Genomic DNA, 26,001 nt, shown 5'->3' on the forward strand with positions numbered 1-26,001 from the left:
CTCGTCGAATCAACTCCTTCGCTGTCTGATAGCCGATGCCGCGAGCTCCACCTGTGATCGCCACGGTCCTGGCGGGGGTGTGAGGTGCGTTGTTCGTCATGCTGCGCTCCTTGCATAGATGAGAGACGTCGGTAGACGCCTGTCGGCCCGCTCTCGCGGTAGCGGCTGCGCACACGGGAGAGGGATATGGGTATCGCGCGTCGTCTCGTGCCCGGGGAGGCGTTCGGATCGGTCGTTCATCGCCCGCAGCCGCAACCCCAGCGGCAGAACGGGTCTCGTCTGTTCGGTGCAACTTCCGGTGTCGGCCTTACCACGGCCGCGGCGACGAGACAGTCATGTGGCACAGCTCTGCCAGCAGGTATCGGCTCACCCGATTCGAAGGTGTCCGAGGCGGTCCGAGTGTTCACGATCGCGATTGTTCGCGGAGAGAGCTCCGACCGATCGGCAGTCGGCCGCGATACGGGGTTCGGCGCGTATGTTCTCACCGCTTGTGTTCATCGAGACTCCCGCGGCGAGTTTCGATCCCCGGGAGTTTCGTCCGGCCGGGTGCGGCCGGTGAAAACATCATCGAGTGGGTGAGCGCCCGTGAAGATCGTGGGGCCGTAGGCGTGCCGAAGCACCGTCAAGATCGCGTTCAAGGGTAGGTCGTCGAAGACTCCTCGCTCGCGGACATACTCCATGTGCTGAGCTCCGTCTGCGGTGAAGGCATGCATGAGAGCATCGCGATCGCCGTCGAATTCCACTGGCGGCACGCCGAAACGAGCGCACAACTCGACATTGAATGCCGGCGTGGCCTTCAACCACCGGCCCTCGATGTAGAGGCGACTGTAGCCGTGGTAGACGAACAGATCGGTGCCGCCCATCAGCGCGCGCAACGTCTCGGTCTGCAGGTGATTTCGGACGTCGGCGAAGCCGAGCAGTGCCGGGATACCCGCCGCCCGGCACACTGCGGTCAACAGCACCGCCTTCGGGACGCAGTAAGCGCGCCCAGTCTCGAGGACGAAGCTCGCCCGATAGTGGGCCGGATCGTCCGACACGGTGTACGGGTCGTACCAGATCCGGTCGCGGACGGCGGCAAAGAGGCGTCTGGCCTTGTCACGGTCGCTGCTCGCATCCCCGATTGCCGCGGCGGTGAACGCCCGCACGGATTCGTGCTCGATGTCGAGGAAGTCCGTTGCTCCCAGGTACGCGTGTGGTGTCTGCGTAGTATGTGCCCCGGGCGGGCGGTCTGTCATGGTCATCGCTGATGTTCCCTATTCTGAGCAAACCGGTTGCTGTTGTGTGCACAACGACCGAAGGATCGGTCAGTTGCGCGCGAGTCCGCCGAGCATCAGGTCTTCGCGTTGGACGGGGAGTCGCTGGGCGATCACCCGTTTGCTGTACATGAACTCGCGCGGGCGACCTATGCAGTCGGCGGCAATGAGCTCACCGGCCTGGAGATAGAAGCAACTGAAATCACTGTCGCGGCTGGGGTCACCACTGAGAACCACTTCGTCGTATCCAGTGTTGAGGCCGGCGATCTGCAGCTTGAAATGATACTGATCTGACCAGAACCACGGCAACGCTTCGATTTTTCTGGACTTCCCGCAGGCGGTCGAGGCCGCGACTTTGGCCTGCTCTCCTGCGCTCGAGACGGACTCCAACCGTAGTCGACGGCCGTAACGGGCCATGTCGTGGCTCGCGCAGTCCCCCGCCGCCATGATGTCGGGGTCGTTGGTCCGAGTGTGATCGTCGATCACGATGCCGTTGTCGATGACAAGACCCGCATCGGCGGCGAGGTCGGTGTTCGGCTCGACGCCGACACCGACGATGACCAGATCTGCGGGGATCGATTCCCCGCTGGCCAAACTGACTTCACGAACCTCACGGTCACCGGACAGGCCTTCGACCATCGCGTTCGTTCTGATGTCGACTCCCTGCTCGCGATGTATCCGCTCGAAGAACGTCGATACCTCGGGAGCAGTGACCCGCTCGAGCACACGCCCAGTTGCCTCGAGGACTGTGACCTGTACGCCCAGTGCGCGCAGCGATGCCGCTGTCTCGAGTCCGATGTAGCCGCCTCCGACGATCACCACCCGCCGGCCAGGGCCGGTGGCCATACGGATCCTCTCGACGTCCGCTGCGGTGCGCAGGTAGTAGACCCCGTGGAGATCGGCCCCGGGAACGGTGAGCCGACGAGGGCGGGCTCCCGTGCACAGCGCGAGCTTGTCGTAGGCCAGCTTCTCCCCGGTGTCGAGAACGACGTTGCCTTCCGACCGAACGATGGCCTCCACCTGCGCGTTCAGGAGCTGAATACCTTGCTTGGAGTAGAAGTCCGTGCTGCGAATGGCGATATCGTCGAGTACGCATTTGCCCGCCAGGTATGCCTTCGACAGCGGGGGGCGTTGATAGGGAGCGGCAGACTCGTTACCGATGAGGACGATCTCGCCTGCCCAACCTTCTTGGCGCAAACTAGCTGCCAGTTGTGCCCCAGCATGGCTTGCGCCGACGATGATCGCCCGTTGCGATGTCATGCGCTGGAAGTAGGCGTCAGGCGCACCATCATCTTGCTGATGCCCCGCACGAAATTCGACTGAACATACTCGGGGTCGCCGACGACCTCGATGTTCTCGAAGCGGGGAAGCAACTCCTCCCACAGAATCCGCAGCTGCATTTCGGCCAGCCGATTGCCCATACACCGGTGTACACCGAATCCGAACGCGATGTGATTGCGCGCATTGGCACGATCGATGATGAAATCATCAGGATTCTCGAAAACGCGTTCGTCGCGGTTACCCGAGGCATACCACATCACCAATTTGTCACCCTTGCGGATGAATTGTCCGTTCAGAACGGTGTCGGCTTTGGCAATTCGGCGCATGTACGCCAAGGGTGTTTGCCATCGGATGATTTCCGAGTTCATGTTGGGGATCAAATCGGGATTGGCCTTCAATTTCTCGAACTGGTCGGGGAATTGGTTCAACGCAAGAACGCCACCGCTCATCGAGTTACGCGTCGTGTCGTTCCCACCGACGATCAGCAGGACGAGGTTGCCCAGAAATTCCATCGGACGATCGATCAGATCCTTGGTGTCCTCGTTGCTCTGCAACATGGTGATCAGATCGAAACCGGACTCTTCCCCTGCAGACCTCCTGGCTGCTTTGTCATGCCAGAGAGCGCTGAGGCCACGGGCCATGTCACGCATGCCCTCGAACACCTCGTCGTTGTCCGAGGGCCCACCGTTGGCTTGCTCCATCGAGGTTGCCAAATCGGACCAGTAGACGAGTTTGCGGCGTTGTTCGTAGGGGAAATCCAGAAGAGTTGCGAGCATCCGAGCTGTCAACTCGATCGAGACATTCTGCACCCAGTCGAACGGCTCGTTCAGGGGGAGGTCGTCCAATACCTCCCGTACCCGCGATCGGATCAGTCCCTCCATCTCCCGGAGGTTCTTCGGTGCGACAACCCCCTGGACGGCAGCGCGCTGCTTGTCGTGGCGTGGCGGGTCCATCGCGATGAACATCTCGATATCGAGAAACCGGGGCGGGACGCCGATGACGATGAACGGTTCGGCCGAGAACACAGCGTGGTTCTTGTCGACGGCCACGATATCGGCATGGCGCGTGACCGACCAGAACGGGCCGAACGGACTGTTGGGTTGGTAATGAACCGGTGCCTCGTTCCGCACGCGCTCGAAGTACGACTGCCACCGCCCTTGTCTGTAAAGAAAGGGGTTACTGAGGTCGATGTCGGCGAGCTCGACATCCTCGACCGGTGGAATGGGACTTTCGACGAAGATCTTCTTGCCATTCGTGCCAGTCACCCACCGTCGGGTCTTGTCGTACAGATGAGCGCCCTGGATCTGCAGCCCTATAGGGATGGTCGACTGGACCTTGTCGGTGATCGACTCAGAAACTTTCATGCTGTCGTGCCTGCCTTTCACACATCACAATTGGAATTCAGGTGTTCGAACGATCAGGCCATCCCACGCTTCCGAGGCCACCATCTGGCACGACAACCGAGACGTGGGTTCACGCTCGGGGTTCATAGCCAGCATCTCCTCCTCGTTGGCACCGGACAGACCCACCTCTCCTGACCACTGCGGGTCGACGATCACATGGCAGGTGCCACAGGCCGTTTCGCCCCCACAGTCTCCATCGATCCCCGGCACAGCATTGTCGGTTGCAATCTGCATCAACGATCGACCTTCGACCAAGCCCGCCTCGTGCTTCCCACCATCGTGGGCGACGAAAGTTACAACTGCCATGTCAACTCCTCAATTTTCTTCGCGATTGATAACAGTGTCGCCGCAAACGTGAATGGCGGCCATGTTACGTAGAGTCAAAAACTTGTGAATTCGGGTCAGACGGTTCGCCCCAGAGATCCGACCTGAGTCCACTCCAGATGTGGAGTGCGACAACTCTGCGCTCCGCACGAAGGCATCGAGCGGATGGGCTCCTGTTTCGAAATGCGCGCTCACCAAGTACTTCTTTCACCGCGAAGCCGTCTCACCGGCGACCAGATGGCCATTTCGGATCTCGACGATAGGCAATCTCAGTCCACCCGGAGCGTCCACCGGAACAACGGGCGAGTTGGGGGCGATGGGATCGAGCCGCTGATACGGAAGCCCCTGTGCCGGACGAAGATCCAGCTCGCCCTTGTTCGGCCACAGTGCGGCGGACCGCTCGGCCTGCGCACTGATGGTCAGCGACGGATTGACCCCGAGGTTTGCCGACACGGCCGCCCCGTCCACCACGCTCAGCGTCGGGTAGCCGTGGACGCGGTGGTACGGATCGATGACGCCGTGCGCCGAATCCGAGGCGATGGCGCAGCCGCCGAGGAAGTGGGCGGTGAGCGGAATGTTGAACAGCTCTCCCCAGGTACCGGCCGCGAGGCCGCCGATCTTCTTGGCGATCCGCCGGGTGGCGTCGTTGCCTTCGGGGATCCACGTCGGATTCGGCTCCCCGTGGCCCTGCCTGCTGGAGATCGTGCGGCCGAACGGCCCACGCTTGGTGAACGTGGTGATCGAGTTGTCCAGGTTCTGCATCACCAGCGCGATGATGGTGCGCTCGCTCCAGTGCCGGACATTGACGACGCGGACGAACTGAATCGGATGCGCGATCATCGCAAACACGAATTTGAGCCAACGCGGAATCTTTCCTCCGCCGTCGGTCATCAGGGCCTGCAGCATGCCCATCGCGTTCGAACCCTTGCCGTAGCGGCACGGCTCGATGTGGGTGTTGGGACTGGGGTGGAACGAGGACGTGATGGCAACGCCACGCGTGAGATTCATCGACGGGTCCACCTCGTATTTGGTCGCTCCGACGATCGACTCGGAGTTGGTACGCGTCAGTTCGCCGAGTGTGTCCGACAGCTTGGGCAGAGCGCCCGTGTCTTTCATCTTGTGCAGCAGATTCTGGGTGCCCCAGGTACCGGCTGCCAGAACGACATTTGCCGCGCTGTACGTCTTCTTGCCCTTGCGGAGCCGAGCGCCGGTGCGCTCGGTGTCGACATCCCAGGTGCCGTCGGATCGGGGGCGCAGGCCGGACACCGTCGTCATCGGCACGATCTCGGCTCCTGCGCGCTCGGCGAGACCGAGGTAGTTCTTGAGCAGGGTGTTCTTGGCTCCGTGGCGGCAACCGGTCATGCACTCACCACATTCGATGCAACCGGTGCGCTCGGGGCCTGCGCCGCCGAAGTACGGGTCCGGGACGGTCTTGCCGGGCTCGTCACCGAAAAACACGCCCACCGGTGTCTGAATGAAAGTGTCGGCGACGCCCATGTCCTCGGCGACCGACTTCATCACCTCGTCGGCAGGGGTCATGTGCGGATTGCGCACCACGCCCAGCATGCGGGTGGCCTGGTCGTAGAACGGCGAGAGCTCACTGCTCCAGTCGGTGATGTGCGCCCACTGCTTGTCCTCGAAGAACGGTGTCTGCGGCTTGTAGAGGGTGTTCGCGTAGTTCAGCGATCCACCGCCCACTCCGGCACCGGCGAGGATGAGGCAATCGCGCAGCAGGTGTACGCGCTGGATGCCGTACAGACCGAGTTTCGGTGCCCACAGGAAACGCTTGAGATCCCAACTGTTCTTCGCGAAGTCCTTGTCCTCGAAGCGTTGCCCGGCTTCCAGGATCCCAACGCGGTACCCCTTCTCCACCAGCCTCAGCGCGGTGACACTTCCGCCGAAGCCCGAACCGACGATCAGAACGTCGTAATCGATTGAACTGCTCGGTGGCGTCGCCATGGCGTCTCCTTCTGGTTCTTCAAACCGGATAACTGCTCCTCGCCCCAGGGGCCTGGACCCCAGCGCAAGAGTGCGCCCCCTCGACGGTGAGACCAAAGCCGACCGCCTGCCTACACAGGCACACTACTATACAGACGATGGCTTTTTGTCCAATTAATTGACAGATGCAGCCTGCGTGTACAGATACTAGTGATGCAGCTCATCAACCACAAGCCGCTGACGCTTCCGTCACCGGCGAGCCGAACCGAAAGGAGCCGGTGCGTCAGAAGCCAGCAAGGAGGGCTCTGACGAGAAGCCGAGGTGCACAGGCGGCGGGGCAAGCCCCGAGATCGACAAGCTAGATCCGCAGCGATCGTCACCGAAATGGCGTGCCGCTCCAGAATTGAACTACCAGGGTAGGTATGACACTAAAATGGTATCGACTCATTTGATGGAAACACTTGTGGACGAGATGGAGGACAGGAAGGCAGAGTTGACCGAGAATATCTCTTCATTCATAAGTGCATCAATCCATGAAATGAACGGCAATGCAGACGCAACCGGACTTCTACACACCAGCGTGAAAGCCAACATCAATGCGGCTATCGACTTCCTGGCCGACAGGACTGAGCACGACAACTTGCGAGCTCCGCATGCCGCCCTGTGCCATGCTCGCGTTCTCGCACACACGCATGTCCCGCTGACGGCGCTCGCCCGCGCTTATCACCTGGGCCAATCGAGATTTCTTGAGCATGTCCTGTTCTCGCTCTCGCGAGCTACGCACACGTTGGCCGCGAATCAACTTGCGCATCTGGTCAGCAGGTCTGCCGTCTTCATAGACCGCGTGTGTCAGGACGCATGTTCAGAATACGAAGCGGAGAAATCGAAGATACGTGAAGAAAATAGTTCTGTAAACACGGAACTCGAACGCGCAATGTCGCCATCATGCACAGATCCTTTGGACGCATACAAAATCGATTCATATTACAATCTCACAGGAAACCATATTGCCATTGAGTTTTGGACGAATGACCGGGAACCATTCCCGAGCAAGTCCTGGCACCAGCTCGTAGATACCGTTAACGTCAGACTCGGTACGATCGGTCGACCGCAAGTCAACAGTAAAGGCGATGCCCGATCCCTGGTTTGGTTTCCGATAATTCACGCCGGAAGGATTTGCCTTGAAAGCGTTACAGACGTTCTTCAGAAGTACGGCCGAATTCGAGCAGCAATTGGAACCGTGCAGAGTGGTGAAAATGGTTTTCGGAAGACAGCCAGGCAGGCAGAGCGCGCGGCCCGCGTGGTTTCGGACGGCAAGGTCGATATCAGTCCGGTGGTAACTTTCGAGGAAGTTGCAGCCATCACTCTTCTGCTCGAAGATCCGGAAAGCCTAAGGGATCTAGCGGAAGACTCACTCGGAGGCTTGCTTCTGGACAGTGCGCGGAACCGCTGGCTCCGCGAGACCTTGCGAGTCTACCTGGCAAACAACTGTAGCGTTACCGCGACCGCTCACGACATGACGATCCATCGCAACACGGTCAAATACCGCATCCGACAAGCAGCGAAAGAGTGCGGTTGCAAGCTGGACGATGCCAGCATCCTCATGAACCTCAGGATTGCGCTGGATGCCGCGTGGTGGACACCCAGCACAGTACTCAAATTACCCATACCGCTCGGCTCAGTAGACGCACGGTTGACGGTTTGAGCAGGGTGGCTGCGACCCGGCTCAAACCTTCCAGGTTTCCAGCGCCACGTTCGTCAGACTCCATTGCCATGCTGATTCACGATTGTTGCTATCAGAATATCGAATGCCGCATTCGGTGAAAGCGACTTGATTCGGTCATTGATATCCATTTCTTTGCCCTCGATTCCTTCACTTGTCGCAATGTTCGCCGCATTTGATTCGACAGATCCTTCGGACGTCTCCAAGATTCGACCGGCCCACACTCCGACTGGCGAAGGATCAGTAGCAAGATACTGCTCGCAGTCGGTCAGTATATGACATTTCATGCAAGAGTCCGCTGCAGTTTTATGACGCGCAGCTCGCTGAGCAACCGTCTCGTAGGGTGGATCGGATTCGTAGTCCCACAGTTCGGGCTCCCCCTGGCAGGGTGTGACCAGCACCCGACCACGAACTGCGAGACGGTCCAATGCTCGATTCAAGGTTGATTCCTTTAAGTACGGGAGCGAACTCGATACGACCTAGTTGTACGATAGCCATTCCTCATGTGTCAAAGAGGGAAGGATGAGTTGTGCATAAAGAACAAGGACTCCTTGCGACTTTGGCCAACTTGGACATATCACAGAACGGTGCCGATCCAGTACGATCGACACCACGACGACGGCTTCTTCAGGCCTCCATGAATGCAGTGGAAATCGAGGTATCGTGCTGGATTTTGTATTCTTCACATTGACACCGCTCCTACTGTTCATGTTGGCACCCGCGTGGATTTCGTTGACTTACCATGGGTGCGCGAGTCTGATCGAACGCCGAAATATTCGCGACGTGAAAACCAGCCAGATGTAGGTCGAGCTACGCAGACGAGGGGTGTGCGTAGCCGACCTCTGCAATGGAGAGCTTTTCTGACGCCACACGCCGGCAGTTGTGCCGAGTTGCATGCTCTGCGTTCGCTGTACGCCGCTCGGGAAACCTACCGAAAGAACAGATGAGTTCTTCGTAGGTGTTCGGCTCACCGCTGCGCCTGGTTCGTTCGCCCGCCGATAACGCCACTGGTCGCATCTCTGGCAGCATCGACGCGCTGGCGACAGCGACATCATCCCCCACCACCAATGTCCGAACGCGCCTAGACTTCTATTCATGAGTTCCGTCCACACTGCGCGCCCTGATGGTGGCTACCGGACAGCGGCAAGCACTCTCCTTCGTGCGACCGCGTTAGACGCATTGAGCGCTCTCCTGCTGCGGCAGAGCTGGAAGTCCGTGACCATGTCCGAGGTCGCGAAGGAAGCCGGTTTGTCTCGACAGACCATCTATAACGAGTTCGGGTCCCGGCGCGGTGTGGCGGAGAGCTACGCGATACGACTGACCGATCAGCTGGTCAGTGTGGTGGACGATGGACTCTACACTTGCGTTGGTGATATCAGATTGGCGCTCGGCCGAGGTTTGGCTGCGTTTTTCGCCGTCTCCGAACGTGACCCATTGGTCAGATCGCTACGAGAAGAAGACGCATCCGCAGACCTCCTGCGGCTCATTACTGTTCACAGCACCCAGCTTGTCGAGCGAGCCGCAGATCACCTCTCTGCCACATTTCAGCGATGCTGGGTGCAAGCCCCGAAACGCCAAGCCGATATCCTGAGCACGTCCATCGTTCAGATGGCCTTGGCGTATGTCTCACGGCCCCCGACTGACGCAGCCCAGACCGCCACCGATATCGCAGACCTACTCGCTCCGTACATCGAGGGGTTCCAAGATTTTCAAGCCAATCCAGAGTTGAGCAAGACGACTCGATTCGGTCGACCGTAGCGACAGCGGTGTAGCGCCGCTAGCGTCGGTGTAGCGCCGCTAGCGTCGGTGTCACGCAATATTCCCATTCTCAAGACAAACGAACTTCCGGACAAGAATCCGTCCAGCTTGCCACCACCTCGTTTTCCGGCGTGATTGACGAAAGTGTCGTCGCAAACGCGGGTGACGGCTATGTTCGGTGGAGTCATAAACTTGTGAATTCGGGTCAAAGGAATCACCGTGAAGCTGAGCGATGAGGGCGTGCCACCGCTTGCGTTCGTGCAGCTGCTCGAACGCCGCGCACTCGACCCTGACGCCGCCGCGCGCCTTCGCGCGATCATGCACCGCGAAGGAACCAGTGAAGCGACGCTCATTCAGCATGACGTCCAGGCGCCGATACGGTGGTTTCGGGAGGTCTATCCCGAACTCGATATCGCCCAGGCCACTCGACTCGGATTTGCGTTTGCCGAGCAGGCCCAGTTGACATCGTTCGGGCCCCTGAGTTCACCTTTGATCAGCGCTGGTTCGGTCGCCGAGATCGTCGATCTCCTGACATACCTGCCATTGATCTCCACGGCGTTGAAATCGCAGTTCCACACTGGCGACTACGGTCTGATCGTCGGGCTCACTGCGCACACAGGCGATTCCGCACTGGACTGCTTGGTCATCACCTACGGCGGGTCGGCGTTGTTACGACTGCTGGACATGCTCGCCGGTGACATATCGCCGGTGACACTCCATCTGAGCTGGCCGGAGCCGACCGAGGTGAGCCACGACAAAGGTCCGGCGAATCGCCGGTTCTTCGACGCTCCGATTTCCTTCGTCCACGTACCCGAGGACACACTAAACAAGGCTTGTCGGTTCTCGGACCCTCTCGCATATCGTCTCGCTATCGCTGATCTGCAGCGGACACTCGCCCATCGGAGTGGGTCCATGTCATCCGCCGAGAAGGTGAGGCAACTGTTGGAAAAGGACCTCGGACAGCGAACCAACCATGATGTTGCACAAGCATTGTCGATGTCCAGCAGCACGTTGAAACGGCGGCTTGCCGAAGAAGGAACCACCTACAGAAAGGTGCGCCAATCGCTGCTGTACGAACGCGCGATGCTACGGCTCCTCGATCGCTCGGTTTCGGTCAGCGAGATCGCTTCTGAACTCGGATACAGCGACCTCGCCAACTTCTCTCATGCCTTCAAACGCTGGACCGGGCGCTCTCCGAGAGATTTCCGAAACCCACGACTCTCGGACGACCCGGATTCGACGTAGACCACACAGACGGGGTCAGATCGATGCATCGTTCGTTCGCGGCCTGGTCGATCTTCGTCTCGGAGATTTCGGAGACGTCACCGCCTCCCTGCCGTGAGAAGAAGAGTGTGTGCAGACCCGAGTACGAACCACTTGTCACTCGACGGTGTCGGCCGGTACGCGTGCGGTCTCCGATTCGAGAAAGTCGACGAGTGCTTCCAACAGGCTGTCCGCGCGGGTTTCGACATCGGCGAGGACGGAGTCCACGCCGTCGAGAAGACCGTGGGCGTGTCTACGCGCAAGCGTTCCGCGTTCGTAGTAGCCGGGGTCGAGCAGGACCCGCGGTACTGGATCCGGTGCCGCGATCTGCTCCGGATGTTGTGACCGCGCAGTGGGCTGCAGGTGGGTGGGTGCCCGTCCGTCCAGGTGCATTCGCACGATGCCCGCGACCGCACGGGCGGTCAGCGGGGTCGCAGCCAACGGGGTGTGGCCCCACCGGTCGATAGGAATCGACAGCGGCTGTTTCCCGGCCGGGTCGAAATACCGGTCGTATCCGCCGAGCCCGGTGCCGTCCACGGCATCGAGAGCGTCGGCGAGCATTCGGGTGCTCGGATACCGGGTCCGATGGCCGAGTACCTCACACCAGCGCTGGTACACCGTGCGCGGAGAAATGCCCGTCCCCGCCAGCGCGAGGGAAGTGACAGTGCGGACGCCGCGGCCTGCCTCGACGCGAAGGGCGTCGAGACAGGCATCGGCGGTGACATCGCATGCCCGCAGGGCCGCGATCTGCGTGTACGGCAGACCTGTCGTAGCGAGCGTGAGGATCAGTACGTCTCTGCGTGCGAACAACGCTGACGGCCAACCGTATTCGGGAAGCCGCGCGATGATTCCGCCGATCACGGCTGCCACCTCTTGCAGGCGCGACGTACGCGCCACGTCCAGCGCAGCCCGAACGATCTCAGCACACCCCGGAGGAGGTAATAGATGCCGATGATGAGCGATGTCGATCACCGCGATCCGACGGCGTTGGGTCGTCGGCGCGGCGGGGTGCGCGTGAAGAAACCGAGCAAGCGACTCCGGAGAGGCCGCCAGTGAGGGTTCGCCATGGGCGGTGCACCAGTCCTCGAACAGTGACCACGTGTGCCGATCCCGCCTCGGTATCGACGTGTTCGTGATGTCCGCTGGTCGTATCGGACAAGGGCGGTCGTCGTGGTCAGCATCTGCCCCGGTCGTCCCGTCGCCGGTCACTGGCTCGGTCGGGTGCCTGGTCATAAGCCGAGCTCGGTGACGGCGTTGCCGATCAGTGGCGCATTCTCGTGAGCGTATGTTTCGACCATTGCGGGTGTGGTGTGCCCGGTTTGGCGCATGATGGCGTGCGCGTCAGCTCCGTTGCGGAAGGCTTGCATGACGAAGCCGGAACGGAGGGAATGCCCGCCGAGCTGAGCGACGGTGACGGGGTCGTATCCAGCTCGAGTAGCGCGGCGGCGGATCGCCGCGTGCACCGCGGCTCCGGACAGGGCTGTGTCGGAGAGGTTGCCGTTCTTGCGGACGGACCGAAACAGAGGGGACCGTTTCTCGACCACAGGAAGGGTGCCGCGACAAATATGGGAGTCGAATTCCACTGCGCGGGAGAGTATTCGGATGACGGCAACTCTGCCGCCGGTGTCGAACGCTGCGACGATCTGCAGCCATCGCACCCACGCGCAGACCGGGCATGACTCGTGGCGGGCGGTGAACGGGAGTGCTTTCACGGTTCCGGTGCCGTCCTGGTCGGTCTTCGACTTCCGGATACGTACATGCGCACCATCGAGGCGGTCGCGGTGGACATCGCGGCATTCGAGCGCTACGAGTTCGCTGCGGCGGAATGCGCCGGTGTAGCCCATCAGCAGTAGCGCGGTGTCGCGGCGTTCGAGGACCTCCGACGCCCAGCCCGCTGCAGTGCGTCGGGCGTGGTCGACGATCGTAGTGATGTCAGCGGTGAGGAGCGGGGCACGGGGTCTGCGGGGCCGCTCCCCCGCAGACGCGTAATCCCGCCGGATACCCGAGAGGGTGGCGCGGACCATCTCGTGCCCGCACGGGTTGTCGTGTCCAGTAGCGCGGTGGCGGTCCGCGACCGCCGCGATCCATTTGTCGAACGTCGACGGCGCATACGCCCGCGTCCCGTCGACGGTGAGCGTGTCGGCGGCGCCGACGAGGTACGCCGCCACCGTTGCGGGATGCGCCGGCAAAGCCTGGTGCCCGAGGACGATGCACCAGGTTTCGAAGCGTCGCCACGCCGAGCTGTAAGCCCGGCGGGTACCGGCGGACCGCGATGCAGCCATCGACCGCTCGATCCGAGCGGCAACCTCGGGTGTCAGGTCCGGAAACACCGCAGCGCCACCCGACACGACAGCTGGGACAGCGTTCGAGCCGGCTGCTGGCTGGCGTTCTGTCATGGGGTGGACTGTATCGGGCAGCTCCGACACATTTCTGGATTCGAAACCACGCTCAGCTGGCGGTTTGCGGGTCTACGGTGCGGGAAGGAAAATTCTCGTCGGTCACCGCACAAATAACGTTGGTGACTATGACCCCGCCGCGAAAACGGCGCTTCTCGGCTGTCGCCGCGCGTGCATCGCGGACGACCCCCCTCCATCGGGCGAGAACTACGTCGGCGGATGGCGCAGCGGGATCCCGTGGTCGAGGAACAGTTGCACCGTCTCATCCAGCTCCGCCGCGGTGCGGCACCACCCCCAGCGCAGGAAGTTGTACAACGAACTGGCGGATGCAGGATCGACGCGCGCCGCCGCGATGGCGGCCTCGGCCGCAGCGTGCGCGTCAGCCCACAGATCGCCCTCGGGTGCGGGATAAGACGAGCGCGTCGGAGCTGTCCCGGGATCGACCGGCTCGTAGGGTCGTGGGCGCAGCAGAGATGCGTGCGCACCGCCGGCATCGATCTCACCGCTCTCGACCATCGCAATGCCGATCGCTGCAGCCTCGAGAACTTTCGCCTGCTCGTCCCAGTGCAGGTCCTCGAACGGAACCCACGCTGTCCGCAACGGGCGAGAACGACCGGCGGCCCTCCAGATCGCAACGAGCCTCGTCGCCCACCGTCCGGTGCGAACCAGCGGCGAGGACACTTCGTCGACGACGGTGCGCAGAAGCCGGAACCACACAGCGGCATGTACCCGGCCCGGGCCGAGCTCCACCCATCCCGTCGTCAGAGCCTCGGTACTGCGCCGATCGAGGTCCGTGACCGCTGAGGGAACCGGAACGGGCGAGACCCGTTCGTCCGAACCGAACCGGACCTGATCCCAGAAGATCGCATGACCAGGGAAAGCAGAGCAGGGTTCGAGTCGACAACGGTGGTCGAGGCAGCTGCTCAGCACCGGATATTGATGCAGCAGAGTCATGTTGATATCAGCAGTGGATTCGAGGCTGTCGATACATGCCGGGCATGCCCGACTGCGCGGAGTGCTCGCCCACGGCAACCATGCCTCGCTCGTGGGTGTGCGACGTCGTCGATCCTGCCTCGCGAGGTCGGCCGGTAGCAGGATCGAGAATTGGTGGACGTAGGTGTCGAAGTCGCAGTCGGCGGGGTCGGTGCTGTCGAGCAACCACGGTGTCCACCCCGCCAACGTCATCATCCGCACCCTCTCTACCGGGACTGCGCCGCGACCGGCCAGCTCGATAAGTATCGGCTCCGGTGTGTAGCGGTCGAGATCCTCGACAGCACAATCGATATCGAGGTCTGCTAGCAGGGTCAGAAGGCTTGATGTGCGGATACAGCTCGCATATCCGGGCCAACCAGGACGAGAGGACCTCCCCTGGCAGTGGCGGCGGGTGCAGCGGCCACGGGCGAACGTACGCATCATCGGGCATCGCAGCGAGCCGCGCGTTCACGCGAGGTGGCGCTCGAACTGGCGGCGTCGCTCCGTGGGACCGACGTACGGAGTGCGTGTGAGCACCGATGAGGTGATCGCTTCCTCTCCGCTGTCGACGGCGGTCACTGCGGCGGCAGTGAGCAGCGTTGTCAGTTCACCGATGGTGCCCTCGGAGCGAGTGAGGAGGTAGTCGGTCATCTCCGGTGATGTCAGGTGCGAGGGTTTGCGGAGGGGGAAGCTCGTGGTGAAGCTGGCCAGCAGTGATCTGGTGTCGGCAGTGTTGGTCCAGACAGGCAAAGTCATGGGGTGGAATCGGTTCTCCAGCTGGGGATCGGTTCGGATGGCGAGGTAGGCGTCGCGGGTTCCGACAGCGACAAGAGGAATGCGTAGTTCGTTGCCCAGGAACCGCAGCACGTTCAAGAATTCGCGGCGGACGTTGTCGCGGCCGGCGAGAACATTGTGGAGCTCGTCGATGATCAACATCCGTACGCCGGTGGCGCGGAGCAGCATCAATGCTTGCTGTTCGAGTTCGTGGACCCGATTGCGGGGCCTGGTCGGTGTTCCCAACGCTGTGAGCAGTGCGAGGTAGAACCGGCCGGGTGACGGGTCCGGGGGCATCTGCATGCACAACACCGGTGTCTGCTCGCGGTCGGACAAGCTGATCGGCGGATGAGTGCGCCGGAACTTTTCGATGATCATCGACTTGCCGTTGTTCGTCGGACCGAGCAACAGTAAGTTCGGCATACGCTGTCGGTCCGGCCACGACAGCAACGACTCCAGATGGTCGATGACCGTACGGGCCTGCGGATGCCCGATCCACCTCTCCGACCGGATCGACCGGATCCGGTCCGCGTCGTCGAGTGCGGTGAGCGGTCGAACCGACTCCCGAAGGTGCCCCAAATCCTCGCTGGACGACTCGGTGGGTTCGTCGCTGCTTCCTGTCGATGAGGTCATCGCGTCACCATTCCTCGATGTCGCTGAAGACCGGCGTTGCGGTGCCGCCGTCCGCTCGAGGCTCCACCGGCGGGTGGATCGCCGGGATCGGTGCACACGCGGCGGCGCCGGTGAGATGCGTGCGGCGGGCACGGTTGCGCCGGGCTTTGCGGGTGGCTTTCTGCGAGCGGTCGGTGACCTCGCGCATCTGCTCGATCATCGAAAACAGTGCGCTCTCATCGACGTTCGACCGACCTTGTTCGCGGAGACGGGCGATAGCAGCTCTGTGCTCCCACAGTGTCACCGCGGGATGTGACATCGTCCGGTACGGCACCTCGACATAGCCGGCACCGTCTGGTTCGAGGACCCAGATTCTGCTCAAATCGCGTGGGTCACGTCGTATCACGAACCGCCCCAAATCCTCTCGCCGCGCAACCCACGGTTTGAGCGCGTTCGAGAAGTAGTGCACGTGATCGAGAACGAAGCCCGTGCGCGTCAGACGTCGCCGGATGACGGGAAGAAAGTCCACCAAGAACGCGGTTTCGCCGAGCACCACACGAGGGGCATGACCAACTGCGGCGACCCCACCGGCCCACACGGCGGCCGGAGTGTTCCCGATCCCTGCGTGAACGCTCGCGTGATACGAGGCTATAGCCAGGACCAGCCAACGCTCCAACTCACGCAATGTCAACGCCGCGTGCTTGTCCGAGTCGTAACTTCCTCGGTCCGCTGGGTTCGAGAAGGTGGTCCCAGGCAGCTCGTGCACCGCCGTCATCGCCGTTCCGATGATGCGTTCGACGATCCCGCCGTAGTGCGGTCGGCCCGGAGGACGGTACTCGAGGGTGATGGCGTGCTGGGCGCATCCGCGGCGCAGCGCTTCGCTTTTGAACTCGGAGGCGTTGTCGAGATACAACTGCTTCGGCTTCCCCGCCATCGGCCACTGCACCTGCTCCGCCAGCTCGCATGCCTCCAGCCACGTCTGCTTCCCGCAGCACACGCGGCCCAGGCACAACCCGACCGATATCGACGACGGCGGCTCCAGAGTGACGACGAACCCGAGTACGGAACGGCTGAAGACATCAACGGCGATCGTCAGGTAGGGGCGGCCGATCGGTTACCGCTCTTACTCATCAACGACCATCAGATCGACGACGGTGTGGTCGATCTGGACCTGATCGAGAATCCCCGAAACCGTCGGTGGAACGTCGCCGGCGGACTGACGTGGGCGGGCGGCATCGGGTCCTCCGCCTGACCTGGCCACCGATGCCGGAGGGAGCGCGGCGATACGCGCAGTGACGGTATTTCTGGCCGGCACCGGCAAACCCGCGCGATGACACGCCAGTGCTATACGTCGGTGCAGCGCAGCGACACTCAGCTTCTGGCGGTGAAGAAAATAGCGGGTGAGATGATCGCCGATCACTTCCTCGACCTCAGCCGCTACTCGGCTGCGGCCACGCCCTCCCGACGAGACCTTCGTCAGAAGATCGGTGACTGTCCCCGTCCCGTTCCTGAGCCTGCCGACCAACGTGTAGACCTGCCGCCTGGACAATCCCAACCGTTGCGCGGCATCGTCGACCGCTTCCGAACGCACCGAATGCATCTCCAGCAAGGGAGCCAGGACAGCGAAACGGGCCTCGGCCTGGGACCACCGCTCCCCCGACGCTGTCAGCACACCGGTCTCCACGACGTCGAGCTTGTCGGGGTCCACCACAAGCCTCCCTGTCACCGAGAGCCGAACGTGCGACCGTGCACCGCACTTCTGACATCAGAATGTCAGAAGACACGTGCACTCACCCTCGAAACGCCTGCAAAGAGTGCAGCCGTCTTCTGAAGTTGACACCTCGGGACAAACAGGGTCGTTCGACGGTCTAGTCGACGTTCATGACTGCCGTGCAGCCCCACCCCCTCCTGCAACCCGTACGCGATCCCAGCGGCGGCGACGCAGCAGCGGCGTGGGCGGAAATCGTGCGCGAACAACCGCGCTTTCCGAGGGTCTCCGTCTCGGCGAACGTTCGTATCCCGATGAGCGACGGCACGGCGCTGCGCGCGTACGTCATCCGCCCCGCGGACGCAGCGGGTCACGCGGTGGAGGGCAGTTTTCCCACCGTCCTCAATCTCACGCCCTACAACAAACTGCTCATCAAGGGGATCGACACGATCCTCGAAACGCCGGTTCTCGGCCGTGCTGTCAGAGCCTTCTCGGCCGCCTTCGATCTCACCGGAACGGCATTCGACGGCATCACCGAAATCACCCGTGTGGTGGCAGGCGGGGCGGCGGACCTTTTCTCGGTGAACCGTCACCTCGTGCGCAGTGGGTACGTACAGATGATCGTCGACGTCCGCGGCACCGGTAGTTCCTCGGGCACCTGGGATGTGCTGGGACCCAGGGAACAACTCGATTCGCTCGAGGTGATCGAGTGGGCCCGACGCCAGTACTGGTGCAACGGCAGGGTGGGAATGGCCGGAATTTCGTATTCCGCGATCAATTCGCTGCAGGCCGCGGCCAAGCAACCCGCCGGGCTCGACGCCATCTTCGCCGTCGAGGGCTCGGTGGACATCGTCCGCGAAATCTTCGCGACCGGAGGCGCGACATCGGCGTTCATCCCGCTGTGGCTCGCCGCCGTCAACGGGTTGAAGTGGGCACCGGCCGTCGGCGGAGTCGATACGTTCACCTGGCTCCGCGATCGCGTGCGATCCCCCGCCACCAATTTGCTCGATCTGGCCAAAGGCTTTGTCACAGGCCGAGATCCGCGAATCTACGACAACGAGTACTACGACACCATCGACGCCGTCATCGAGGACATCGCGGTACCGACCTTTCTGTACGGGTGCTGGCACGACATCTTCGGCGGATCCGCTCCCGACATCTACAACCGGCTCCCCCTCGAACGTGGATCGAAGCAGTTGCTCGTCGGCGACGGCTACCACGGCAACCCCGGTATCGGATTCGGCGAACCAGGATTTCCACCGCGCCTCGACGTACTCGAGCGGGCCTGGTTCGACAAGTGGCTGCGCGACGTCGACAACGGAATAGAGAACTACGGTCCCGTCACACTGCGGCAACAGGGCGGGAATTGGACTGCGCACGGCCGCTTTCCGGCACCTCGGGCCCAGCCACGAAGGCTGTACCTGTCGGCAGCGTCCTCGGGCACCGCGGCCCATGCCGTCGCCGACGGCAGCCTCACCACCGAACCTGCCACAGCCCGCGACGTCCTGACGGTGCGGCCCTCGTTGCGGGCCGTCGTCTCGCGTGACACCACGCAGGTGCTGGCCGGGGTGACGGCCGTGTTCGGTGGTGGATTCACCTACGACAACCGATTCGCCGAGGGCGCCGCAGTCACCTTCACCACCGATGCTGCCGAGTCGGACGCCGTCCTGTCCGGTCCGATGAATCTGCATCTTCGGGTGATCTGCCACGCACGGGAAGCGTTGTGGGCCATCATGATCTGCGACGTCGCTCCCGACGGAACCTCGACGGTGCTCAGCAACGGCGCTCTTCTGGCCTCGCGTCGAGCCGTGGACGACGAACGTTCCTTGTTCGCGCCGAACGGCGACTACACCCGGCCCTACCACCCGCTCACCGAAGCGGCGCTGCTTCCGGTACCCATCGGCGAACCCATCGTTCTCGATATCGACATTCTCACCACCGAGGCCGTCATCGCCACTGGCCACCGACTCCGGGTCGACGTATTCGCCACCGACACACCACGGTTCATCCCGATCTTGCCGGACCTACTGCGCACTCGACTACGCAAACAGGACATCAGCATCGACCCGGAAAGCCCGAGCTACCTGGTGGTGCCCATACTCGGTGAGCCGGGCTGGTAGGAACGACACCATGAGAATCGAACAAGGCATCGCGCCGGCGAACTCCGTCGAGATCGCGTACGAGGACATGGGTTCGGTCGATGACCCTGCGGTCCTGCTGATCATGGGCCTGTCCGCGCAATTGACGTTGTGGCCCATGGATTTCTGTACCCGCCTCGTCGATGCGGGATACCGAGTGATCCGCATCGACAACCGCGACATCGGATTGTCCACGAAGATGACCGGGCAGAAGGTGCGGGGATCCCAGATCCTCCGGATGATCCGACACGAGCTCGGGATGTCTTCCGACGTGCCCTACACGATCGTCGACATGGCCGCCGACGCCGTAGGAGTACTCGATCACCTCGGGGTCGACACCGTGCACGTCGTCGGTGCATCGATGGGCGGCATGATCACTCAAGTCTTCGCCGGTAGTTACCCCGAACGAACCGAATCGGTGGGCATTCTCTTCTCGAGCACCAACGAGCCGTTCCTACCTCCGCCGGACCCACGCGCCCTGCTGCCCCTGCTCGGTGGCGTCGGGAAGGACGCCACGAAAGAGGAAATCATCGCGCATTCGGCAAAGACGTTGTCCACCATCGGCTCTCCCGGCTTCCGCACTCCGCTCGAGGAACAACTGGAGATTGCGCAGGTGATGTACGAGCGGAACTACAACCCCTCGGGCGTCGTGCGGCAGATGGCTGCGATCACCGGCACCGGCAGCCTGCGGCCGTACGCGAAGAAGATCACCGCGCCGACCACCGTCATTCACGGGACCGCCGACAGACTGGTCCGACCCTCGTGCGGCAAGGCCATCGCCCGCGCCGTTCCCGGTGCCGAGCTGACGCTGATCGACGGCATGGCCCACGACCTACCCGCCGCGTTGCTCGACCGCATCAGCGGCATCGTCCTGGCCAACTTCGCTCGCGCGAACGCGGCCTAGATCCTCGGCAAGACCCTACGACGAAGGCCGGCCTCCCTGGGGAGACCGGCCTTCGTTCGCAGTTACGAAATTACGCGTTCGCGTCGTCCTCGAGGAGGTTGCGCGTGCGGTTCGGATCGACCTGGACGCCGGGTCCGGTGGTGGTCGAGACGGTGACCTTCTTGACGTAACGACCCTTGGCCGACGACGGCTTCGCACGCAGGATCTCGTCCAGCGCAGCGCCGTAGTTCTCCACCAGCTTGGTCTCGTCGAACGAGGCCTTACCGATGACGAAGTGCAGGTTGGCCTGCTTGTCGACGCGGAAGTTGATCTTGCCGCCCTTGATGTCGTTGACGGCCTTGGTCACATCGTTGGTGACCGTGCCCGTCTTCGGGTTCGGCATCAGGCCACGCGGTCCGAGGACACGGGCGATGCGGCCGACCTTGGCCATCTGATCGGGGGTGGCGATCGCGGCGTCGAAGTCCAGGAATCCGCCCTGGATGCGCTCGATCAGATCTTCTGCTCCGACGACGTCGGCTCCTGCTGCCTCGGCCTCTGCAGCCTTCTCACCAGCGGCGAAAACAATAACCCGAGCGGTCTTGCCGGTGCCGTGGGGAAGGTTGACGGTGCCGCGCACCATCTGATCCGCCTTGCGGGGATCGACGCCGAGTCGCACTGCAACCTCGACGGTGGGGTCGAACTTGCTCGACGCGGTCTCCTTGGCCAACTTGGCGGCTTCGAGAGGCGAGTAGAGGTTGTCCTGGTCGATCTTTGCGGCCTGCTCGAGGTAGGCCTTGCTGCGCTTTGCCATGTCTTGCTGTCCTTCGTTCGAGTTCAGTGTGGTTGACGAGCCTGGCCGGCTCTCCCACGTGTACTTCGGTTACTGCAGAGAGCTGGTAATCAGCCTTCGACCGTGATGCCCATCGAGCGAGCAGTGCCGGCGATGATCTTCGCGGCCTGATCGATGTCGTTGGCGTTGAGGTCTTCCTGCTTGGTCTTGGCGATCTCGCGCACCTGATCCATGGTCACCTTGGCGACCTTGGTCTTGTGCGGCTCGCCGGAGCCCTTTGCCACGCCTGCAGCCTTGAGCAGCAGCTTGGCAGCGGGAGGAGTCTTGAGCTTGAAGTCGAACGTGCGGTCTTCGTAGACCGAGATCTCGACCGGCACGACGTTGCCGCGCTGCGACTCGGTCGCGGCGTTGTACGCCTTGCAGAACTCCATGATGTTGACGCCGTGCTGGCCCAATGCGGGGCCGACGGGCGGTGCCGGGTTGGCGGCACCGGCCTGGATCTGAAGCTTGATGATCCCGGCTAGCTTCTTCTTCTTCGGGGGCATTTCTTTTTCCTTGTATTCGCTCGGGTTTCTTGCGGTTGCTACTGCAAGTCTGTGCGCGCGGCTTCTAGATCTTGGAGACCTGGGTGAAGCCGAGCTCGACCGGGGTTTCACGGCCGAAGATCGATACCAACACCTTGAGCTTCTGCTGCTCTGCGTTGACCTCGCTGATGCTGGCGGGGAGAGTCGCGAACGGGCCGTCCATGACGGTGACCGACTCGCCGACCTCGAAGTCGACCTCGATGGTCGGCTTCGACGTGGTGTCGCCGCTCTGGTCGCTTGCGCCTGCGGTCGCTTTCGCGTCCTTCTTGGCGCCTTCCTGCGGCATGAGGAACTTGACGACCTCGTTGATGGTCAACGGTGACGGACGCGACGTCGCACCGACGAATCCGGTGACGCCGGGGGTGTTGCGCACTGCGCCCCAGGACTCGTCGTTGAGTTCCATGCGGACCAGGATGTAGCCGGGCAGAACCTTGCGGTTGACCTGCTTGCGCTGGCCGTTCTTGATCTCGGTGACCTCTTCGGTGGGAACTTCCACCTGGAAGATGTAGTCGCCGACGTCGAGGTTCTGCACACGGGTCTCGAGGTTGGCCTTGACCTTGTTCTCGTATCCGGCGTACGAGTGGATGACGTACCAGTCGCCGGGAGCGCGACGCAGAGCCGCCTTCATCTCGGCGACGGGATCCTCGGGCTCTGCCGTGACGTCGGCGTCAGCGGCCTCGTCGCCTTCGGCGGCAACGTCGTCCCCGGCGGCAGCGGCCACGTCGGCCTTGATTGCTTCGTCGGTCTCGCGGTCCTGAGCGGCCTGCTCCGCTTCGAGGCCCTGCTTGGTCGCCTCGACATCGGCGTCGAATGCGGCCACTTCGGTGGCGTCGTTGTGCGGCGTGCTCACGTCAGCACCCTTTCTCTAGTTTCCTGCTCGGTTCGATCGTCGAAAAGTCGGCCGTCTCGGTCAGCCGAACAGCCAGCCGACGCCTTTGATGAACAACACGTCGAGACCGCTGATGTACGCGACCATGAACGTCAGGAAGACGAGCACGACGGTGGTGTAGGTGACCATCTGCTTCTTGTTCGGCCAGATGACCTTGCGCAGTTCGGCAACAACCTCGCGGAAGAACTGCAGCAGACGCAGGAACACGTTCGGCCGCTTGTCGGCTTTGACCTTGCCCGAACGAGTCCTACCGGTCTTGGCCTTCGCCGGCGCGGTGGATGCGGCCGGAGCCTTGGACATCGACACGCCCGAAGCGCTACCGCGGGACCTGCTGGTCGATCGCTTGCCGGTGGGCACCACGGCGTCTGCAGCGGATTCACCGGCAGTGGTGTCAGCATCGGAAGGACGGCCCTCGGAGCCAGGTGCGACGTCGTCTGAAGCCGAAGAGTTCTCGAACTCCTCCGATCGACCGTCGCGCTTACCGCGCTCCTCGCTCACGTCGTTCCTCTCAGTTGCTGACACCTTGGGCAGGGGCGACAGGACTTGAACCTGCAACCTACGGTTTTGGAGACCGTTGCTCTACCAATTGAGCTACGCCCCTTCGGCCGAAACTTCTCGGCCGCTCTGGTGTCCATCCGGCTCGTACACACTGCCCTCGCAACCTCCGGAAGAGGACGCGGGCAGCGCAGAGCGCCGAATTACCCCAGAAATCTCAGTGTACTGCACACCCTTCGGAACAGATAAATCCCGTCGTCCCGGCCGTGAACGAGCTCGACCGGATCGACCATCCTCAGGCCAAGCGCACCGTTGCGGTGGCTCGCCCGAAAATCTTCTTGCCTGCGGACTTCGCGACGATGGCGACTGTCGCGGTCCGCTTCTCGGCGTCCACGGACTTGACCTTGCCGGTGAACTCCACCGACGCCGGGGAGTCGGCCGGGACGAGCACCGCACTGGTGAAGCGCACGTTGTACTCGGTGACAGCACCCGGGTCGCCGAGCCACGAGGTGACGAAACCGGCCCCGAGACCCATCGTCAGCATGCCGTGCGCGATGACGTCGTCCAATCCGGCCAGCTCGACGACTTCGTCGCTCCAGTGGATCGGGTTGGGATCGCCCGATACGCCTGCGTAGTTCACCAGGTCGCCGCGGGTGAGTGCGACGATGCGCTCGGGAAGCTCCTCGCCGACCGACACGTCGTCGAAGTTACGAAGCGCCATGCCTGATCACTTCCTTCACCGCATGGGCGATGTTCTCGTCGATCTCCCCGCCGGTACGCGCCACGATGGTCGTCCAGGTCGTTTGAACGAGATCGCCGTTCTGATCGGTGATGATGTTCTTGGTGGTCATGATGTCGCTGCCGCTCATCTGCCGGAACGACTCGAGATACACGTCGCAGAAGATTCGATCGCCCACCTGGATCGGGCGATGAAATTCCAGTCTCTGATCGGTCTGCAGAATCTGACTCGGGTCGTATCCCGTGATGATCTCTTGCAACATCCGGGTCTGCGACATGATTCCGAGCAGGGAAATGAAGGTCAAGGGCGCGAGGAGACCGTCGTAACCGAGGCCCTTCGCAGCGTCCTCGTCGTGATGCGCGGGATGAAAATCCTGGACGGCACGCGCATATTCACGCACCTTCTCGCGGCCGACCTCGTAGAAGTCGTCGACGCGAAAATGAGAACCGACCATGGACGCCGCGTGTGCGGATGCATCCATGGCCGGGACGTCGTGCGGAGCTTGTGACACGGAAAGACAACCTTTTCTACCCTGGACGCAAGAGCCGTTAGGGGAAGAAGTGTGTCCTAACGCCGGGCGCCGACTGGTGAACGGAACTGCGAACCAGCGAGCCGAGCGGACTAGCGAGATTCGCGGTGAGCCCGATGCGTGCCGCAGTTGGAGCAGAACTTCTTCAGCTCGATGCGGTCGGGATCGTTCCGACGGTTCTTCTTCGTGATGTAGTTGCGGTGCTTGCAAACCTCGCAGGCCAAGGTGATCTTGGGCCGCACATCGGTGGAGGAGGCCACTGGACGCCTACTTTCGGGTAAATCTGATCAGGGTCAATCAGGACTGTTCATGGGTGCTACGGGTCGTGCTTGCCTACTGTGTAGCGGTGACCGGACTTGAACCGGCGACGCAACGATTATGAGTCGTTTGCTCTACCAACTGAGCTACACCGCCTCAGGTGCTCATCGTCCACCATCCCACGTGGGGAACGCGACGTCGAGCCATCCAATCCAGCGAGCCCCCTAACGGAATCGAACCGTTGACCTTTTCCTTACCATGGAAACGCTCTACCGACTGAGCTAAGGGGGCGGGATCAGAGCACATCAAACCGTGCGCTGAAGCCTTCAAGAGGTTACACATTCGGAGCGCCGACTACCAAATTGCGTGGTCAGCGAGCCGTTCATGTCCCTCTCACATGGAAACCCCAGCGAGAGAAATCCTCGCCGGGGTTCCAGGTGTGGCAGATGTAGGATTCGAACCTACGTAGGCATAAGCCGACGGATTTACAGTCCGCTCCCATTGGCCGCTCGGGCAATCTGCCGTGATGCGATCGAAGCCCGTACTGCTCTTCGGCGCGGTGAGAAGAATACAACGAACGTCCCCCCGGAACGCAAACCGGGTGGATACGGTCGGTAGCGGGCCGATAAAGTCCCTGCGGGATGTGGACCGACACCACCGCCAAATCAAATTTTCGATCCGACTGGAGAGTGTGAGAAGTGGCTGATTCGTCCTTCGACGTAGTGAGCAAAGTCGACCGACAGGAAGTGGACAACGCTGTCGGACAGGCCGCGAAGGAGCTGGCGACCCGCTTCGACTTCCGTGGATCCGACACCAGCATCGAATGGTCCGGCAGCGGCGAGTCCGAAACCATCGTCATCACCTCCGAATCCGAGGAGAAGGTCAAGGCCGCCCTCGACGTGTTCAAGGAGAAGCTGATCCGACGGGACGTCTCCCTCAAGGCCTTCGAGACCAACGATCCGGCCGCGTCCGGCAAGGTCTACAAGGTCACCGGCAAGCTCGTGCAGGGCATCACGACCGAGAACGCCAAGAAGATCTCCAAGAAGATCCGCGACGACGGCCCCAAGGGCGTCAAGGCGCAGATCCAGGGCGACGAACTGCGAGTGAGCAGCAAGAAGCGCGACGACCTGCAGGCCATCCAGCAGCTGCTCAAGAACGAGGACTTCGGGATCGCACTGCAGTTCGTCAACTACCGCTAGACGGTATGGAGGTCTTGGCTGGGGCCCCTCCGCATGTAAGCGTGGGTTGCCGACAGGAGTGGGTCCTGGCCGGTAGAGCCACAGATGTGGGA

At 62.1% G+C, this 26,001-nt stretch carries 22 protein-coding genes, 4 tRNA genes and 2 pseudogenes; 6 read left to right on the top strand and 22 right to left on the bottom strand.

Features of this window, described 5'->3' with window-relative positions:
* The 6 genes and pseudogenes from AB0366_RS26520 to AB0366_RS26545 all read right to left on the bottom strand — a co-directional run.
* Positions 1 to 100: pseudogene (locus AB0366_RS26520) on the bottom strand (short-chain dehydrogenase); the annotation flags it as partial.
* A 394-nt stretch (positions 101 to 494) separates the two neighbouring features.
* Positions 495 to 1,235: a transglutaminase family protein gene (locus tag AB0366_RS26525; protein WP_027498263.1), complete on the bottom strand. Its 741-nt coding sequence runs from the start codon at positions 1,233 to 1,235 to the stop codon at positions 495 to 497.
* Between the two features lie 69 nt (positions 1,236 to 1,304).
* Positions 1,305 to 2,513, bottom strand: coding sequence for an FAD-dependent oxidoreductase (locus tag AB0366_RS26530; RefSeq protein WP_027498264.1), 1,209 nt, complete (start codon positions 2,511 to 2,513; stop codon positions 1,305 to 1,307).
* Entirely contained in the window at positions 2,510 to 3,898 is a 1,389-nt protein-coding gene (locus tag AB0366_RS26535) for a cytochrome P450 (protein WP_027498265.1), read from the bottom strand. Before AB0366_RS26535 ends, AB0366_RS26530 begins: the two co-directional genes overlap by 4 nt.
* 24 nt (positions 3,899 to 3,922) lie before the next feature.
* Complete coding sequence (locus AB0366_RS26540) at positions 3,923 to 4,243, bottom strand: 2Fe-2S iron-sulfur cluster-binding protein (protein WP_027498266.1); 321 nt, start codon at positions 4,241 to 4,243, stop codon at positions 3,923 to 3,925.
* 225 nt (positions 4,244 to 4,468) lie between these two features.
* Positions 4,469 to 6,220 (bottom strand): GMC family oxidoreductase, encoded by a 1,752-nt coding sequence (locus AB0366_RS26545; protein ID WP_032375590.1) that lies wholly within the window; start codon positions 6,218 to 6,220, stop codon positions 4,469 to 4,471.
* A gap of 430 nt (positions 6,221 to 6,650) precedes the next feature.
* Between AB0366_RS26545 and AB0366_RS26550 the strand changes: the two genes are divergently transcribed.
* From AB0366_RS26550 to AB0366_RS26560, 3 genes are all read left to right on the top strand, one after another.
* Positions 6,651 to 7,904 carry a helix-turn-helix domain-containing protein gene (locus tag AB0366_RS26550; protein ID WP_032375589.1) on the top strand — a complete coding sequence of 418 codons (1,254 nt, stop codon included), beginning with the start codon at positions 6,651 to 6,653 and terminating at the stop codon, positions 7,902 to 7,904.
* A 1,113-nt stretch (positions 7,905 to 9,017) separates the two neighbouring features.
* Positions 9,018 to 9,680, top strand: coding sequence for a TetR family transcriptional regulator (locus tag AB0366_RS26555; RefSeq protein ID WP_045840684.1), 663 nt, complete (start codon positions 9,018 to 9,020; stop codon positions 9,678 to 9,680).
* A gap of 219 nt (positions 9,681 to 9,899) precedes the next feature.
* A complete protein-coding gene (locus AB0366_RS26560) occupies positions 9,900 to 10,925 on the top strand; it encodes an AraC family transcriptional regulator (protein ID WP_027498270.1) in 1,026 nt (341 codons plus the stop codon).
* Between the two features lie 135 nt (positions 10,926 to 11,060).
* On the opposite strand, the gene AB0366_RS26565 is transcribed toward AB0366_RS26560, so the two are convergent.
* The 5 genes and pseudogenes from AB0366_RS26565 to AB0366_RS26585 all read right to left on the bottom strand — a co-directional run bounded on the left by AB0366_RS26565 (position 11,061) and on the right by AB0366_RS26585 (position 17,369).
* Positions 11,061 to 11,804 carry a recombinase gene (locus AB0366_RS26565; protein WP_228139277.1) on the bottom strand — a complete coding sequence of 248 codons (744 nt, stop codon included), beginning with the start codon at positions 11,802 to 11,804 and terminating at the stop codon, positions 11,061 to 11,063.
* Positions 11,805 to 12,172: 368 nt separating this feature from the next.
* Complete coding sequence (locus AB0366_RS26570; protein ID WP_027498272.1) at positions 12,173 to 13,339, bottom strand: site-specific integrase; 1,167 nt, start codon at positions 13,337 to 13,339, stop codon at positions 12,173 to 12,175.
* 207 nt (positions 13,340 to 13,546) lie between these two features.
* On the bottom strand, positions 13,547 to 14,755 hold the full coding sequence (locus AB0366_RS26575) for a TniQ family protein (RefSeq protein ID WP_306303498.1): 1,209 nt from the start codon (positions 14,753 to 14,755) through the stop codon (positions 13,547 to 13,549).
* A 24-nt stretch (positions 14,756 to 14,779) separates the two neighbouring features.
* Positions 14,780 to 15,718 carry a TniB family NTP-binding protein gene (locus tag AB0366_RS26580; protein ID WP_032399436.1) on the bottom strand — a complete coding sequence of 313 codons (939 nt, stop codon included), beginning with the start codon at positions 15,716 to 15,718 and terminating at the stop codon, positions 14,780 to 14,782.
* A gap of 4 nt (positions 15,719 to 15,722) precedes the next feature.
* Positions 15,723 to 17,369 (bottom strand): annotated as a pseudogene (locus AB0366_RS26585) (Mu transposase C-terminal domain-containing protein).
* A 209-nt stretch (positions 17,370 to 17,578) separates the two neighbouring features.
* On the opposite strand from AB0366_RS26585, the gene AB0366_RS26590 reads away from it, so the two are divergent.
* Together AB0366_RS26590 and AB0366_RS26595 are read left to right on the top strand one after the other, a co-directional pair.
* Complete coding sequence (locus tag AB0366_RS26590) at positions 17,579 to 19,525, top strand: CocE/NonD family hydrolase (protein ID WP_032375587.1); 1,947 nt, start codon at positions 17,579 to 17,581, stop codon at positions 19,523 to 19,525.
* Between the two features lie 10 nt (positions 19,526 to 19,535).
* A complete protein-coding gene (locus tag AB0366_RS26595) occupies positions 19,536 to 20,447 on the top strand; it encodes an alpha/beta fold hydrolase (RefSeq protein ID WP_032399437.1) in 912 nt (303 codons plus the stop codon).
* A 70-nt stretch (positions 20,448 to 20,517) separates the two neighbouring features.
* On the opposite strand, the gene rplA is transcribed toward AB0366_RS26595, so the two are convergent.
* From rplA to AB0366_RS26650, 11 genes are all read right to left on the bottom strand, one after another.
* Entirely contained in the window at positions 20,518 to 21,237 is a 720-nt protein-coding gene (gene rplA / locus AB0366_RS26600) for a 50S ribosomal protein L1 (RefSeq protein ID WP_027498276.1), read from the bottom strand.
* Positions 21,238 to 21,326: 89 nt separating this feature from the next.
* Entirely contained in the window at positions 21,327 to 21,761 is a 435-nt protein-coding gene (gene rplK / locus AB0366_RS26605; RefSeq protein ID WP_008713829.1) for a 50S ribosomal protein L11, read from the bottom strand.
* A gap of 64 nt (positions 21,762 to 21,825) precedes the next feature.
* Positions 21,826 to 22,650: a transcription termination/antitermination protein NusG gene (gene nusG / locus AB0366_RS26610; protein ID WP_027498277.1), complete on the bottom strand. Its 825-nt coding sequence runs from the start codon at positions 22,648 to 22,650 to the stop codon at positions 21,826 to 21,828.
* 60 nt (positions 22,651 to 22,710) lie between these two features.
* Entirely contained in the window at positions 22,711 to 23,187 is a 477-nt protein-coding gene (gene secE / locus AB0366_RS26615; RefSeq protein WP_366246584.1) for a preprotein translocase subunit SecE, read from the bottom strand.
* 30 nt (positions 23,188 to 23,217) lie between these two features.
* Positions 23,218 to 23,290 (bottom strand) — tRNA-Trp (locus tag AB0366_RS26620).
* Positions 23,291 to 23,479: 189 nt separating this feature from the next.
* Positions 23,480 to 23,905, bottom strand: a complete 426-nt coding sequence (gene hadB, locus AB0366_RS26625) for a (3R)-hydroxyacyl-ACP dehydratase subunit HadB (RefSeq protein WP_366246585.1) — start codon at positions 23,903 to 23,905, stop codon at positions 23,480 to 23,482.
* Positions 23,892 to 24,404 (bottom strand): (3R)-hydroxyacyl-ACP dehydratase subunit HadA, encoded by a 513-nt coding sequence (hadA, locus tag AB0366_RS26630; RefSeq protein WP_128646858.1) that lies wholly within the window; start codon positions 24,402 to 24,404, stop codon positions 23,892 to 23,894. The genes hadB and hadA overlap by 14 nt, the downstream gene beginning before the upstream one ends.
* 140 nt (positions 24,405 to 24,544) lie before the next feature.
* Positions 24,545 to 24,712 carry a 50S ribosomal protein L33 gene (rpmG, locus tag AB0366_RS26635; protein WP_027498281.1) on the bottom strand — a complete coding sequence of 56 codons (168 nt, stop codon included), beginning with the start codon at positions 24,710 to 24,712 and terminating at the stop codon, positions 24,545 to 24,547.
* 81 nt (positions 24,713 to 24,793) lie between these two features.
* Positions 24,794 to 24,866 (bottom strand) — tRNA-Met (locus tag AB0366_RS26640).
* A 62-nt stretch (positions 24,867 to 24,928) separates the two neighbouring features.
* Positions 24,929 to 25,001, bottom strand: a tRNA-Thr gene (locus AB0366_RS26645).
* A 149-nt stretch (positions 25,002 to 25,150) separates the two neighbouring features.
* Positions 25,151 to 25,233, bottom strand: a tRNA-Tyr gene (locus tag AB0366_RS26650).
* Positions 25,234 to 25,408: 175 nt separating this feature from the next.
* On the opposite strand from AB0366_RS26650, the gene AB0366_RS26655 reads away from it, so the two are divergent.
* The gene (locus AB0366_RS26655) at positions 25,409 to 25,909 is read left to right on the top strand and encodes a YajQ family cyclic di-GMP-binding protein (protein ID WP_008713817.1); all 501 of its coding nucleotides are present in this window, start codon (positions 25,409 to 25,411) and stop codon (positions 25,907 to 25,909) included.
* Positions 25,910 to 26,001 lie beyond the last annotated feature (92 nt).

The sequence above is a fragment of the Rhodococcus sp. NPDC076796 genome (assembly GCF_040702765.1).
Taxonomy (GTDB): Bacteria; Actinomycetota; Actinomycetes; order Mycobacteriales; family Mycobacteriaceae; genus Rhodococcoides.

Bases quoted from the DNA above. Each gene is read 5' to 3' on its own strand.
- AB0366_RS26525 (WP_027498263.1), bottom strand. From the start codon at position 1,235: ATGACAGACCGCCCGCCCGGGGCACATACTACGCAGACACCACACGCG.
- AB0366_RS26530 (WP_027498264.1), bottom strand. From the start codon at position 2,513: ATGACATCGCAACGGGCGATCATCGTCGGCGCAAGCCATGCTGGGGCA.
- AB0366_RS26535 (WP_027498265.1), bottom strand. From the start codon at position 3,898: ATGAAAGTTTCTGAGTCGATCACCGACAAGGTCCAGTCGACCATCCCT.
- AB0366_RS26540 (WP_027498266.1), bottom strand. From the start codon at position 4,243: ATGGCAGTTGTAACTTTCGTCGCCCACGATGGTGGGAAGCACGAGGCG.
- AB0366_RS26545 (WP_032375590.1), bottom strand. From the start codon at position 6,220: ATGGCGACGCCACCGAGCAGTTCAATCGATTACGACGTTCTGATCGTC.
- AB0366_RS26550 (WP_032375589.1), top strand. From the start codon at position 6,651: ATGGAAACACTTGTGGACGAGATGGAGGACAGGAAGGCAGAGTTGACC.
- AB0366_RS26555 (WP_045840684.1), top strand. From the start codon at position 9,018: ATGAGTTCCGTCCACACTGCGCGCCCTGATGGTGGCTACCGGACAGCG.
- AB0366_RS26570 (WP_027498272.1), bottom strand. From the start codon at position 13,339: ATGACAGAACGCCAGCCAGCAGCCGGCTCGAACGCTGTCCCAGCTGTC.
- AB0366_RS26575 (WP_306303498.1), bottom strand. From the start codon at position 14,755: ATGATGCGTACGTTCGCCCGTGGCCGCTGCACCCGCCGCCACTGCCAG.
- AB0366_RS26580 (WP_032399436.1), bottom strand. From the start codon at position 15,718: ATGACCTCATCGACAGGAAGCAGCGACGAACCCACCGAGTCGTCCAGC.
- AB0366_RS26590 (WP_032375587.1), top strand. From the start codon at position 17,579: ATGACTGCCGTGCAGCCCCACCCCCTCCTGCAACCCGTACGCGATCCC.
- AB0366_RS26595 (WP_032399437.1), top strand. From the start codon at position 19,536: ATGAGAATCGAACAAGGCATCGCGCCGGCGAACTCCGTCGAGATCGCG.
- rplA (WP_027498276.1), bottom strand. From the start codon at position 21,237: ATGGCAAAGCGCAGCAAGGCCTACCTCGAGCAGGCCGCAAAGATCGAC.
- rplK (WP_008713829.1), bottom strand. From the start codon at position 21,761: ATGCCCCCGAAGAAGAAGAAGCTAGCCGGGATCATCAAGCTTCAGATC.
- hadB (WP_366246585.1), bottom strand. From the start codon at position 23,905: ATGGCGCTTCGTAACTTCGACGACGTGTCGGTCGGCGAGGAGCTTCCC.
- hadA (WP_128646858.1), bottom strand. From the start codon at position 24,404: ATGGATGCATCCGCACACGCGGCGTCCATGGTCGGTTCTCATTTTCGC.